11 protein-coding genes and 2 rRNA genes are annotated in these 11,692 nt (G+C 71.4%); 8 read left to right on the top strand and 5 right to left on the bottom strand.

The window, feature by feature from the left end; genetic code table 11:
- Both ACFWFR_RS12725 and rrf read left to right on the top strand, forming a co-directional pair.
- Positions 1-1,095, top strand: a 23S ribosomal RNA gene (locus tag ACFWFR_RS12725); the annotation flags it as partial.
- A 96-nt stretch (positions 1,096-1,191) separates the two neighbouring features.
- Positions 1,192-1,308 (top strand): 5S ribosomal RNA (rrf, locus tag ACFWFR_RS12720).
- A gap of 83 nt (positions 1,309-1,391) precedes the next feature.
- Here the strand turns inward: rrf and ACFWFR_RS12715 are convergent.
- From ACFWFR_RS12715 to ACFWFR_RS12705, 3 genes are all read right to left on the bottom strand, one after another.
- Positions 1,392-2,783: an alpha/beta fold hydrolase gene (locus tag ACFWFR_RS12715; protein ID WP_377623202.1), complete on the bottom strand. Its 1,392-nt coding sequence runs from the start codon at positions 2,781-2,783 to the stop codon at positions 1,392-1,394.
- The gene (locus ACFWFR_RS12710) at positions 2,780-3,739 is read right to left on the bottom strand and encodes a zinc-binding dehydrogenase (RefSeq protein ID WP_377623201.1); all 960 of its coding nucleotides are present in this window, start codon (positions 3,737-3,739) and stop codon (positions 2,780-2,782) included. The genes ACFWFR_RS12715 and ACFWFR_RS12710 overlap by 4 nt, the downstream gene beginning before the upstream one ends.
- A 119-nt stretch (positions 3,740-3,858) precedes the next feature.
- On the bottom strand, positions 3,859-4,164 hold the full coding sequence (locus ACFWFR_RS12705) for a hypothetical protein (RefSeq protein ID WP_191805831.1): 306 nt from the start codon (positions 4,162-4,164) through the stop codon (positions 3,859-3,861).
- A gap of 119 nt (positions 4,165-4,283) precedes the next feature.
- Here ACFWFR_RS12705 and ACFWFR_RS12700 point away from each other — a divergent pair, with 119 nt between their 5' ends.
- The 6 genes from ACFWFR_RS12700 (at position 4,284) to ACFWFR_RS12675 (ending at position 10,113) form a co-directional block, all read left to right on the top strand.
- Positions 4,284-4,781 (top strand): RrF2 family transcriptional regulator, encoded by a 498-nt coding sequence (locus ACFWFR_RS12700; RefSeq protein ID WP_377623200.1) that lies wholly within the window; start codon positions 4,284-4,286, stop codon positions 4,779-4,781.
- A 293-nt stretch (positions 4,782-5,074) separates the two neighbouring features.
- Positions 5,075-6,976 carry an FAD-binding protein gene (locus tag ACFWFR_RS12695; protein ID WP_377623199.1) on the top strand — a complete coding sequence of 634 codons (1,902 nt, stop codon included), beginning with the start codon at positions 5,075-5,077 and terminating at the stop codon, positions 6,974-6,976.
- Positions 6,973-7,467 carry a 4Fe-4S dicluster domain-containing protein gene (locus tag ACFWFR_RS12690; RefSeq protein WP_377623198.1) on the top strand — a complete coding sequence of 165 codons (495 nt, stop codon included), beginning with the start codon at positions 6,973-6,975 and terminating at the stop codon, positions 7,465-7,467. The genes ACFWFR_RS12695 and ACFWFR_RS12690 overlap by 4 nt, the downstream gene beginning before the upstream one ends.
- The gene (locus ACFWFR_RS12685; protein WP_377623197.1) at positions 7,464-8,471 is read left to right on the top strand and encodes an ABC transporter substrate-binding protein; all 1,008 of its coding nucleotides are present in this window, start codon (positions 7,464-7,466) and stop codon (positions 8,469-8,471) included. Before ACFWFR_RS12690 ends, ACFWFR_RS12685 begins: the two co-directional genes overlap by 4 nt.
- On the top strand, positions 8,468-9,376 hold the full coding sequence (locus ACFWFR_RS12680; RefSeq protein WP_377623196.1) for an ABC transporter permease: 909 nt from the start codon (positions 8,468-8,470) through the stop codon (positions 9,374-9,376). Before ACFWFR_RS12685 ends, ACFWFR_RS12680 begins: the two co-directional genes overlap by 4 nt.
- Complete coding sequence (locus tag ACFWFR_RS12675) at positions 9,373-10,113, top strand: ABC transporter ATP-binding protein (protein ID WP_377615436.1); 741 nt, start codon at positions 9,373-9,375, stop codon at positions 10,111-10,113. The genes ACFWFR_RS12680 and ACFWFR_RS12675 overlap by 4 nt, the downstream gene beginning before the upstream one ends.
- A gap of 107 nt (positions 10,114-10,220) precedes the next feature.
- Here ACFWFR_RS12675 and ACFWFR_RS12670 read toward each other — a convergent pair whose 3' ends face one another.
- Positions 10,221-10,607 (bottom strand): pyridoxamine 5'-phosphate oxidase family protein, encoded by a 387-nt coding sequence (locus tag ACFWFR_RS12670; RefSeq protein ID WP_377623195.1) that lies wholly within the window; start codon positions 10,605-10,607, stop codon positions 10,221-10,223.
- Positions 10,608-10,650: 43 nt separating this feature from the next.
- Positions 10,651-11,580 carry a carbohydrate kinase gene (locus tag ACFWFR_RS12665; RefSeq protein WP_377623194.1) on the bottom strand — a complete coding sequence of 310 codons (930 nt, stop codon included), beginning with the start codon at positions 11,578-11,580 and terminating at the stop codon, positions 10,651-10,653.
- Between the last annotated feature and the right edge of the window lie 112 nt (positions 11,581-11,692).

The following is an 11,692-nucleotide window of genomic DNA, read 5'->3' as shown; positions in this document are numbered from 1 at the left end:
ATGTATACGGACTGACGCCTGCCCGGTGCTGGAACGTTAAGGGGACCGGTTAGTCACATTTCGGTGTGGCGAAGCTGAGAACTTAAGCGCCAGTAAACGGCGGTGGTAACTATAACCATCCTAAGGTAGCGAAATTCCTTGTCGGGTAAGTTCCGACCTGCACGAATGGCGTAACGACTTCTCGACTGTCTCAACCATAGGCCCGGTGAAATTGCATTACGAGTAAAGATGCTCGTTTCGCGCAGCAGGACGGAAAGACCCCGGGACCTTTACTACAGTTTGATATTGGTGTTCGGTTCGGCTTGTGTAGGATAGGTGGGAGACTGTGAAGCGGCCACGCCAGTGGTTGTGGAGTCGTCGTTGAAATACCACTCTGGTCGTGCTGGATGTCTAACCTGGGTCCGTGATCCGGATCAGGGACAGTGTCTGATGGGTAGTTTAACTGGGGCGGTTGCCTCCTAAAGAGTAACGGAGGCGCCCAAAGGTTCCCTCAGCCTGGTTGGTAATCAGGTGTTGAGTGTAAGTGCACAAGGGAGCTTGACTGTGAGACTGACAGGTCGAGCAGGGACGAAAGTCGGAACTAGTGATCCGGCGGTGGCTTGTGGAAGCGCCGTCGCTCAACGGATAAAAGGTACCCCGGGGATAACAGGCTGATCTTGCCCAAGAGTCCATATCGACGGCATGGTTTGGCACCTCGATGTCGGCTCGTCGCATCCTGGGGCTGGAGTAGGTCCCAAGGGTTGGGCTGTTCGCCCATTAAAGCGGTACGCGAGCTGGGTTTAGAACGTCGTGAGACAGTTCGGTCCCTATCCGCTGTGCGCGTAGGAATATTGAGAAGGGCTGTCCCTAGTACGAGAGGACCGGGACGGACGAACCTCTGGTGTGCCAGTTGTCCTGCCAAGGGCATGGCTGGTTGGCTACGTTCGGGAGGGATAACCGCTGAAAGCATCTAAGCGGGAAGCCTGCTTCGAGATGAGTATTCCCACCTCCTTGAGAGGGTAAGGCTCCCAGTAGACGACTGGGTTGATAGGCCGGATATGGAAGCCCGGTAACGGGTGGAGTTGACCGGTACTAATAGGCCGAGGGCTTGTCCTCAGTTGCTCGCGTCCACTGTGTTGGTTCTGAAACCACGAACACCAACCACACACTCATCTTCTGGTGGGTTGTGGTTGCTGGTGTGTTTCGTAGTGTTTCGGTGGTCATAGCGTGAGGGAAACGCCCGGTTACATTCCGAACCCGGAAGCTAAGCCTTACAGCGCCGATGGTACTGCAGGGGGGACCCTGTGGGAGAGTAGGACGCCGCCGAACAATCATTGTGGGAAAGCCCCGAACCGCACCCCGCTCGGGGCATTTTCATGCCCTCATGGTTCCGCTCTCACGGCCACGCCGGCTCAACTCCATCCATATCCCGCGAGCCACCTCGTGATCTCGCGGTAGAAGTGAGCCCGCGGCGCCGGCCCGGACAACGTCAGGTCATGGATCCCGCCGGCGATCCGCGCGATCGTGACCACCGGACCCAGGTGCGGGGCCCGGCGAGCGAGCAGCTCGACGTCCAGCACGATGTCCGCCTGACGCATGTCCTCGCTCCAGCGAGGGCTGATGATGGTGCGATCCGACGTCAGGACGATGATCGGGCAGCTCACAGAGAGTCCCGCCGCCACCGTCGCGTGACCCTCGATGATCCCCCGGAGCCATCCCGCGCGGACAGGGAACGACGGCACGGGACGCCACTCGGGGTTGAACTCCCACCCACCGCTCTCGAGGTCGCGGAGCGTCCTGGCGTAGTAGCCCGCGTCAATGTTCGGCAGCGGAGCCTTGGGCTGGAACCGCGCGAGCTGCCGGATCGCCGGCGCCGACACGGTGCGCACGGTCGACGACCCCTGCAGCTCGAGCCACGGGCTGTTGAGCACGAGCCCCCGCAAGCGTCCAGGGTTCCGGTTCGCCCAGAGGACACCCGTCAGCCCGCCGGTCGAGTGACCCAGCAGCATGATGGACGCATGCGCACCGAGCTCGGCATGGATCGTCGCGAGAGCCGTCTCGAGGTCCTCGTCGTACTCGGAGAGATGCTCCATGTACCCCGGGGTCTGGTGCGGGCGCAGGCTGCGCCCGTACTTGCGCAGGTCGACGGCGTAGAAGGCCGCCCCCTGACCGTGCCAGTACTCGGCGAGCTCGGTCTGGAAGAAGTAGTCGCTCCACCCGTGCACGTACAGCACCGCTCGCGCCGGGCGGACAGCCTCCTCGGAAGGCGGGTCGTAGCGGACGAGCGTCGCGACGACCTCGCCCTCGTCGTCGGGCGTGAGCTGGAGCGTGAGCTGCCGGTAGTCGGGCCCCAGGACGTCCTCGGTCCAACGACCCCGCTGCGGCCGGAAGCGCGGCTTCCGTGCGCCCGCCACCGTGCCGCCGCCTGCCACCGAGCCGCCGCGACCTGCCACCGGGGCAGGCGGCGACGCGATGATCTCAGCTGCCTGGCGGAGAGCGCCCAGCGAGACCGTCCGTGAGCTCACCGCTCGGGTGCGCCGCCGGACCGCGGCGATGCGCGCGGAACCGGTCCACGCCTGGTCGCCGGCGGACCCTGCGATCCGGGTGTCACGGGGCCGGGGTGCGGGGCGGTTGCTCGGCGTCGTGCCGGTCCTGGCCTCGTCGGTCTCGGAGCGCCCGCGCTCGGCCCGTCCGCCTTCGCCCGGCCGGGGCCCCGAGCGCTCGCCGTCGCGCGCCCCGCCCGGCGGCGTCGCACCTGAGCCGTCGCTCGGACCGCCGGCCGCACCCCCGGCCTCGTCGCTCATGTCGTCAGCACGATCTTCCCGTACTGCTCCCCGGCATCGAGCCTCGCGAGACCGGCCGCGGCCTGGGACAGGGGAAGGACCTCGTCGACGACGGGGCGTACGTCGGTCCGGGCGAGGAACCGCAGCAGGGCCGCGAGGTCCTCGCGCGAGCCCATCGTGACGCCCCGGACGGTGATCTCCTGGAAGAAGATGCGCGAGAGCTCGGCGGGGTTCGCGTCGCCCGAGGTCGCCCCGGCGACGACCACGGTCCCGCCCGGACGGACCGAGCGCATCGAGTGCGACCACGTCGCCTGCCCGACGGTCTCGATCACGGCGTCGACCCGCGCGGGCAGGCGCGCACCGGGCTCGAAGACCGCGGCGGCGCCTTGCTGCAGGGCTCGCGCCCGCTTGGCCGCGGACCGCGAGGTCACGAACACCTCGACACCGGCTGCGCTCGCGAGCCGCGTCGCCGCGCTCGCGACCCCGCCGCCCGCTCCCTGCACGAGCACCCGGTCGCCCGGGGCGAGCCCCGCGACCGTGAAGAGCATGCGATAGGCGGTGAGCCACGCCGTCGGGAGGCAGGCCGCCTCGACGAACGTGAGCTCGGGCGGCTTGGGGACCAGGTTCTTGGTGGGGACCGCGACCTGTTCCGCGAGCGTCCCGGCGTACTTCTCCGACAGGAGCGTCCGGGACTCGGAAGGTCCCACCCCGTGACCGTCGGCGCCGATCACACCGTGGACGACGACCTCGGTCCCGTCGGGCGCGATGCCCGCGGCGTCGGTGCCGAGGATCATGGGCAGCTGCTCGGTCCGCAGCCCGACGCCCCGCAGCGACCACAGGTCGTGGTGGTTCAGGCTCGCGGCCCGGACGTCCACCACGGACCAGTTCTCCCGGGGCTCGGGCGCGGGCAGGTCTCCCACGGTCAGCCCTGCGAGCGGGTCCTGCTGGTCGAAGTGCGTCACGTAGGCGGCAAGCATGTGTCCAACCTACGGTCTCCCCGCGCGGAGCGCGTCCGAGCCCGGGGTGGGTCCGCTCCCCGTCCGTCTCGTGAGAAGGCGGGTCCCAGCGCAGCGGGGTGTGGCGGCGGACGTGCAGGTCAGCGGTGGATGCCGCCCGGCACGGGGTGCCACCTCGGTCCGTAGCGTCGGGTGAAGACCGCGCCGCTCACCTCGACGAGGGCTCCCGCTGCGGCACGCACGGCGCGTGCGGTCTCGGCGGCCTCGTCGTCGTCCTCGGCGAGGTAGCGCACCGTGACGCGGGCCTCGCCGCTCACGATCCCCAGGTCGTAGGACTCGACCTCGGTCCGCTCGCGCGCCGCGGCGGCCGCCGCAGGAAGCACGGCTTCCGGGGACGCGCCTGGACGCAGCATCCCGACGACGAGGCTCACCCGGTACGAAGTCACCGCTGCACCATCGCACGAGCAGGGCCCGGGGGCCGAACCGGAGGTCGTCCGGCATCGCGTTCGTCACTTCACCCGATAATCCTGCGGGATCCGAAACAGGGCCTCGGCATACTGTGCCCATGCGCATCACCGCCAAGATCGACTACGCCGTCCGCGCGTGCGTGGAGCTCGCCGTCGCCTACGACGAGGGTTTCGTGACCGCGGAGCGCGTCGGGAAGGCGCAGGGCATCCCGGGGTCGTTCCTCCTGGGCATCCTCAACCAGCTGCGCAGGTCGGGTCTGGTCGAGAGCCGCCGCGGTGCGGACGGCGGGTTCCATCTCGCGGCGGACCCGGCGCGTATCGCGGTCGCGGACGTCATCCGCGCGATCGACGGTCCGCTCGCGAACGTCGCGGGGGTCCAGCCCGAGGACACGTCGTACGCGCCGTCGGCGGCGGCTCTCCAGCAGACGTGGGTCGCGCTGCGGGTCGCGATGCGTTCGGTCCTGGAGCACGTCACCATCGCGGACATCGCGTCGGGCGAGCTGCCCGACGACGTCGCGCACCTCGTGGGGGACTCGGAGGCCTGGGTCACGCGCCCGTTCGGCGCCGAGGTCGAGCTGCGCGGGGGTGGAGTCTGAGGGCCGCTCCCCCCGCCAGGTGTTCAACCGGTTAAACACCTGCGCGTTGACCGCGTTAACACTGCGCAACCTTGTCTCAGCCACCAGCCCAATCTGGACCGTTTCGGTCCAGTTCAACTACCGTCGCTCTCATGCACACCGAGCCGACGCACCGCGCGCACCTTGCGCTCAGCGCCGACGCGCCGGGCTGTCGCTGTCGTCCCGTCTGACCCGACGACACAGCCCCTGCGCCGACCCCACACCGGCGCCCCGTGCACCCGCGACCAGGTCGCGGCCCCCGAAAGCGACCCCTCATGGTTGTGCCCACCTCTGCGCCCTCCAGCGCGCTAGCCGCGTCCGCCAACCTGCCTTCGCCCAGGCCACGGGCCACGCAGCGCGCCCCCCGTCCCACGCTCGTCGAGGACTCGGCCGACCACCTGCTCCTCCACGCCGACGTCCTCGTGATCGGCGGGGGCCCGGCCGCGACGTGGTCCGCGATCGCCGCGACCGAGCAGGGCGCGAGCGTCGTCCTGGTCGACAAGGGCTACTGCGGCACGAGCGGCGTCGCGGCGACGGCCGGCGTCGGGCACTGGCTCGTCCCGCCGGACGCCGACCGCCGCGACGAGGAGATCACGCCGCGCGAGGAACAGGGCGGCTACCTCACCGACCGCGACTGGACCAACGACGTGCTCGACGAGGCCTGGCACCGCACCGCGCTGATCGACGGCTGGGGGTACGAGCGCACGCGACGCTCGCGCCCGGCAGCCGGCGGAGCCCGCGGCACCGCCCCCGCGCCGAACCCCTTCGCGCGCCGCCCCGGCGAGCGGTCGTTCTCGGGATCGTCCCCCGACTACCTGCGCTTCCTGCGCGGCAAGGTCAAGAAGAACGGGGTCACGGTCCTCGACCACAGCCCCGCGCTCGAGCTCCTGGTCGACGGTGCGGGCGTCGTCTCGGGCGCCCAGGGCTATCAGCGCCAGACCGGGCGTGCCTGGCGCGTGGCGAGCGGCGCCGTCGTGCTCGCGACGGGCGGCACCACCTGGAAGTCCCACTCCCTGGGCGGCGACGTCAACACGGGCGAGGGCCACCTGATGGCCGCCGAGGTGGGCGCGCACCTGTCGAGCATGGAGTTCTCCAACTTCTACGGCATGGTCCCGTTCGGCACCTCGATGGACAAGAACGGCTTCTTCGTCACCGCCTCCTACTGGGACCACGAGGGCGTGCCCATCGCCTACGAGAACCTGCACAAGAGCCGCGCCGAGCTGCTCGGCGCCTCGTTGCGCGGCACGATCACGGCCCAGTTCACCCAGTTCCCGCCCGAGGTCCGCCCGACCCTGCGCGCCGCCATGCCCAACTTCTTCATGGTCACGGACAAGCTGGGCGTCGACCCGTTCACCGAGCGCTTCCCCATGGACTGGGTCCAGGAGGGCACGGTGCGCGGTACGGGCGGGATCCACGTCCTCGACCGCGACGCGTGGACCGGCGTCCCGGGCCTGTTCGCGGCGGGTGACGTCGCGGCGCGCGACCGCGTGGTCGGTGCGGCGACCGGCGCGGGCGGCCCCAACCTGGCGTGGGCCGTGGCGTCGGGTACGTGGTCGGGCAGGGCGGCGGCCACCCTGGCCGCGGACCGCGACCCGTCGTCGCGCGGGCAGCGCCTCGAGCCCACGGGCACGGTGGGTCTGCGGCCCGACGACGGAGCGCGCCTCCCGCGCTCGGCCCCGGCAGGGGAAGGGGCGTGGCGGGAGATCACGGCCGCGGTCCGCGACGAGATGCTCCCGATCGACAAGTCGGCCTTCCGCCACCACCAGGGGCTCGTGCGCTCGCTCGACACGCTCGACGACCTGTGGGACCGCGCGGGCACCGAGCTCGTGCCCCCGGACGCGCGCGGCGCCACCGCGATCCGCACGCGCGAGACCGCGGGGATGCTCGCGATGGCGCGGTGGGCCAACCGCACCGCGCTGCACCGCACCGAGACCCGTGGCATGCACACGCGCACCGACTTCCCCGACACCGACCCGCAACAGGCCCGGCGCCTGCTCACGGGAGGGCTGCGCGACCTGTGGGTCCTGCCGGACCCCGAGCCGCCCGTGACGGGCGCGGCCGGTGCGCCCTACCCGGTCACCCTGGGCGCCGAGACGAGGTCCGGCCGCCCGGTGGGCGCCGTGGCGACCGCCCTGACCACCACCACCGCACCGACCCGGACCGAGGAGGCGTCGTGATCGAGATCCTCAACGCCGCGCGCTGCACGTCGTGCGACATCTGCGTGCGGATCTGCCCGACCAACGTCTTCGAGTCCGTCGACGGCGGGGTACCGACCATCGCGCGGCACTCGGACTGCCAGACCTGCTTCCAGTGCGAGGCCTACTGCCCCGAGGATGCGATCTTCGTGTCCCCGTCGCGCACGCCCGAGCCCGCAGGCTCGCCCTTCCTCGACGAGGCCGACCTGCTCGACCGTGACCTCCTGGGCCTGTACCGGGACCGGGTCGGGTGGCGGCGGGCACCGCGGGGGAGCGGTGGCGGCGAGAGCGCCGGGGCCGACGCGCCGGCCGAGACCGGGGGCGTGCTGGTCGACGTGCCGGCTCCGACCGTCCTGTCCTCCGACGTCGACTACCACCGCGCGGCCGCGCTCGCCCCGGCACAGCCCGGCCTCCACCCCGACCACACCCACCCCGACAGCACCACGACCCACCCCCAAGGAGCCCCCTCATGAGCCGGAACCGCACCCTCGCCGCCCTGGCGTCCGTCGCCCTCGTCGCCGCGCTCGCGGCCTGCTCCACGTCGGAGGCGGCGACGCCGTCGGGCGACGGGGCGAGCGCGGGAGCCGAGCTCGCCCCCCTCACCACGGGCGGCCCGTGGAACGGCGTCGCGGGCAAGACGCCCGTCGCGACCGGGCCGTTCGGGTACGCGGTCGAGACCGGGATCGCCGACGAGATCCTCGCCGAGCACGGCTACGAGTACGAGGGGTTCGTCGGGTTCAACAACGGGCCACCCGTCGTCCAGGCCCTCCAGACGGGCGACATCCAGGTCGGCTTCATCGGTGACACCCCCGCGACCCAGGCCAGGGCGAGCGGCCTCGACGTCCCGGCGCTCGTCATCGCCAAGCCGTCCTCCGACATCTGGTTCCTCACCAAGACCGGCGGCGTCACGACGATCGACCAGCTCGCGGGCAAGAAGGTCGGGCTCCAGTTCGGCTCCAACTTCGACAAGTACGGCCGCGCGGTCCTCGAGCGCGCCGGGGTCCTGGAGGACGTCGAGCTCGTCAACCTCCTGTTCGCCGACGCCCTGCCCGCGCTCCAGCGCGGAGACATCGACGCCGTCCCGGTGCCCGCGACCACCGCCGGGATCTGGCGCCTGCAGAACGACTTCCCGGTCCTGTCCAAGGCGAGCGTGGACGACCCCGACCTGCTCGCGACGAGCGTCTCCCTCACCTCGCGCGAGACCTACGAGGCGAACCCCGAGCTCGCCGCGGCGGTCTGGGAGGTCACCGAGGCCGGCGTCGCCAAGATCGAGGCCGACCACGACGCCTACGCGCAGTGGGTCTTCGAGGCCACGGGCTCGCCGGTCGAGGTGGTCAAGGAGGCCGAGCTCTGGCAGTACGGCACGCAGGCGATCGACCCGGACGGGCTCAAGACCGTGCAGTCGACGCTCGACTTCCTCGTCGGCTCCGGGGCCGCCCCGAAGGCGTTCGACGTCAGCACGTGGGGTGTCGAGTGACCACCGGCACGACGACGTCGCGCGCCCGCGCGGAGGCGTCCCCGGTGGGGGCAGCGACAGCCGCGGGTGCGGTGCAGGCCGCCGCCCCGGGGACTGCCGGGGCGCGGGCCGGTGCGACGTCGTCGGGCAGGAGGAAGCGGCGATCACCGCGCGACGTCCTGCTGCGTGCCTCGGTGCCCACCGCGATCCTCGCACTCTGGTTCCTGGGCTCGGCCCAGGGCTGGATCGACGAGAAGCAGTTCCCCGCCCCCTGGCAGGTGGGCTCGGCGTTCGTCGAGCTCGTCAGCACGGGCGTGCTCTGGGAGAACCTGTCGGTCTCGCTCGGGCGCGTGGCCGTGGGCTTCGCGGTCGGCGGGCTGCTCGGGCTCACGCTCGGCGTCGTCGCGGGGCTGTTCCGCCTGGGCGACCAGCTGCTCGACCCCACGCTCCAGATGCTGCGGACCATCCCGTTCCTCGCGATCGCGCCGCTGCTCATCCTCTGGTTCGGGATCGACGAACGGCCCAAGATCATCATCATCGCGGCCGCGGCGCTGTTCCCGCTCTACCTCAACACCCACAGCGGCGTGCGCAACGTCGACCGCAAGATCCTCGAGGCCGGCAAGGTGTTCGGGCTGCGCGGGCTGGGGCTCGTGCGGCACGTGATCCTGCCCGAGGCCATCCCGTCGGTCCTCGTCGGGCTGCGCGTCTCGCTGTCGGTGTCGCTGCTCGCGCTGATCGTCGCGGAGATGTCCAACGCGCCGCGCGGCATCGGGTTCCTCATGGTCTCCGCGCAGCAGTACTTCCAGATGGACGTGCTCGTCGTGTGCGTGCTGATCTACGCGGTGTGGGGGCTGTCGGTCGACCTGGTCGTGCGGCTCCTCGAACGCGTCCTGCTCCCCTACAAGCGACTCGGGAGAAAGCCATGAGCGCCCAGACCCTGCAGGACCCCGAGGCGCCGACCGTGGTGGTCGAGAACGTCGGGAAGTCGTACGGCGACCGGACCATCCTCGCCGACTTCTCGCTGACGCTGCGGCCCGGTGAGTTCGTCGCGCTGCTCGGGGCCAGCGGCAGCGGCAAGACGACGCTGCTGCGCATCCTCGCGGGGCTCGAGGAGCACGACTCCGGGACCGTCGAGGCCCCCGCCGAGCGCACCGTCGTGTTCCAGGAGCCCCGGCTCGTGGCGTCCAAGCGCGTGGGGTCCAACGTGATCCTCGGGCAGCGCTCCACGCGCGACCGGCGCGCGGCGGCCTCGGCCGCGCTCGCCGAGGTGGGGCTCGGGGGCCGTGAGGCCGCCTGGCCCACGACGCTCTCCGGGGGAGAGGCCCAACGCGTCGCGCTCGCCCGGGCGCTCGTGCGCAACCCGCGCCTCCTCCTGCTCGACGAGCCGTTCGCGGCGCTCGACGCCCTGACCCGCATCAAGATGCAGGCCCTCGTGGCCGAGCTGTGCCACGAGCACCGGCCCGCCGTGCTGCTCGTGACGCACGACGTCGACGAGGCGATCCTGCTCGCCGACCGGGTGGCCGTGCTCCAGGACGGGAAGGTCGGGGTCGAGCTCGAGGTGCCGTTCGACCGGCCTCGCCGGCGCGGGGTGCCGGGCTTCGGCGACTTCCGGCGACGGCTGCTGCTCGAGCTGGGGGTGGAGGAGGCGATCGGGGCGGCGTGATCGCACGTCGGGGCTGGTTGGCGTGGCGGCCGGGGAGGGCGCTGCTCGTGGGGGGACGGACTCTCCCGCCAGGGTGACGCGCGTCGTCCTCGGCCGACCGCGGTCGGTCACTCCCGGTAGTCGCCGAAGCGACTCCACGTCAGCCGGACCCGGACCAGCACGATCCCGTCCTGCTCGAGCGAGCCGGCGAACTCGGGGAAGGTCCCGGCGTACGCAGCGCCGCACCGTTCCCGGTCCGTCCCCTCCGGCAGGTCGGCGACCCCCTCGCACTGGAGCGTGGTGCCGTCGTCCCCTCCGACCGTCACGGCGATGCGGGGGTCGCGGCGCAGGTTCGTGATCTTCCGCGAGCTCTCGCGGGCATCGAAGACCAGCTCGCCCTGGTCGGTCGCCGTGAGCGCGAGGTAGGCCGCCTGAGGGCTCCCGTCCGGACCGAGCGTCGCGACGACGCCGTCTCGGTGGGTCCGGACATAGGCGACGAGCTGCTCAGGATCCATGGGGAGATCCTCGGGTCGACGGGGCGGCCTGTCCAGGGGGCCCTCAGCGCCCCACGAGCTCCGCACGCCGCGGCGGGTTCGCGCCCGCACGCGAGACCGTGATCGCCGCAGCCGCGACGCACCGCTCGAGCACCTCGGTCAACGACACGAGGTCGATCGCACGCAGCGCCTCGCGTCGGTCCCCTCCCAGGAGGTCCCGCTCCCAGAGCCCGTCGATCAGCGCCCCCATGAAGGTGTCGCCGGCCCCGACGGTGTCGACGACCTCGACGCGCGGAGCGGCCACGCGGACCTCGCCCCCGGAGCACACGGCGACCGCACCCTCGCCGCCGAACGTCACGACCACGATCGCGGGCCCTCGCGCGGCCCAGGTCCGGGCGACCTCGACCGGGTCGGCGCCGGGGTGGAGCCACTCGACGTCCTCGTCGCTGACCTTGACGACGTCGGCGGCCGCGACGAGCGGGTCGATCCGGGCGAGCGCGGCCTCGGCCGTCCCCATGAGGCTGGGGCGGGCGTTGGGGTCGTAGGTGATGGTCGAGCGCTCGCGTGCTGCGAGCACCAGGTCGTGGACCGCGCTCGCACCGGGCTCGAGCACGGCAGCGATCGACCCGGTGTGCACGGCGATCGTCGCGTCGTCGGCCTTGGTCCCGGGGGCCACGTCCCAGGTGATCGCGAAGTCGTACGTCGCGGCCCCCGACGTGTCGAGGACCGCTCGCGCCACGCTCGTGGCGGTGGCGCCGTCGGACCCCGGGGTGAGCGTGACGCCCGAGTCGGCGAGCCAGGCGCGCAGCGTCTCGCCATGTGCGTCCTGGCCGAGGTGCGCCGCGAGGCGCGTCTCGCGGCCGAGGCGCCCGAGCGTCAGCGCGACGTTGGCGGGGCTGCCGCCGGGGTGCTCGTCGGTCGTGCCGTCCGCGCGTCGGACCTCGTCGATGAGGGCTTCGCCGACGACGAGGACGTGGGGGGACCGGTGCGGCATGGGAGCTCCAGATCAGGTGAGAGGGTGCGACGGTGCAGCGTCGTGAAGAACGATCCTGCACCGATGACAGCGTTGTCAACCGCACGGCGCCGCGGCGGAGCATACGAAGAGC

This window comes from Oerskovia sp. NPDC060287, assembly GCF_042726775.1.
GTDB classification, from domain to species: Bacteria; Actinomycetota; Actinomycetes; order Actinomycetales; family Cellulomonadaceae; genus Oerskovia; species Oerskovia merdavium.
Note: the sequence above shows the minus strand (reverse complement) of the source record. Positions and strands in the feature narration are given on the sequence as shown.

Excerpts from the sequence above, each read along its gene's own strand:
- ACFWFR_RS12715 (WP_377623202.1), bottom strand. The coding sequence starts at position 2,783 with ATGAGCGACGAGGCCGGGGGTGCGGCCGGCGGTCCGAGCGACGGCTCA.
- ACFWFR_RS12710 (WP_377623201.1), bottom strand. The coding sequence starts at position 3,739 with ATGCTTGCCGCCTACGTGACGCACTTCGACCAGCAGGACCCGCTCGCA.
- ACFWFR_RS12700 (WP_377623200.1), top strand. The coding sequence starts at position 4,284 with ATGCGCATCACCGCCAAGATCGACTACGCCGTCCGCGCGTGCGTGGAG.
- ACFWFR_RS12695 (WP_377623199.1), top strand. The coding sequence starts at position 5,075 with ATGGTTGTGCCCACCTCTGCGCCCTCCAGCGCGCTAGCCGCGTCCGCC.
- ACFWFR_RS12685 (WP_377623197.1), top strand. The coding sequence starts at position 7,464 with ATGAGCCGGAACCGCACCCTCGCCGCCCTGGCGTCCGTCGCCCTCGTC.
- ACFWFR_RS12675 (WP_377615436.1), top strand. The coding sequence starts at position 9,373 with ATGAGCGCCCAGACCCTGCAGGACCCCGAGGCGCCGACCGTGGTGGTC.
- ACFWFR_RS12670 (WP_377623195.1), bottom strand. The coding sequence starts at position 10,607 with ATGGATCCTGAGCAGCTCGTCGCCTATGTCCGGACCCACCGAGACGGC.
- ACFWFR_RS12665 (WP_377623194.1), bottom strand. The coding sequence starts at position 11,580 with ATGCCGCACCGGTCCCCCCACGTCCTCGTCGTCGGCGAAGCCCTCATC.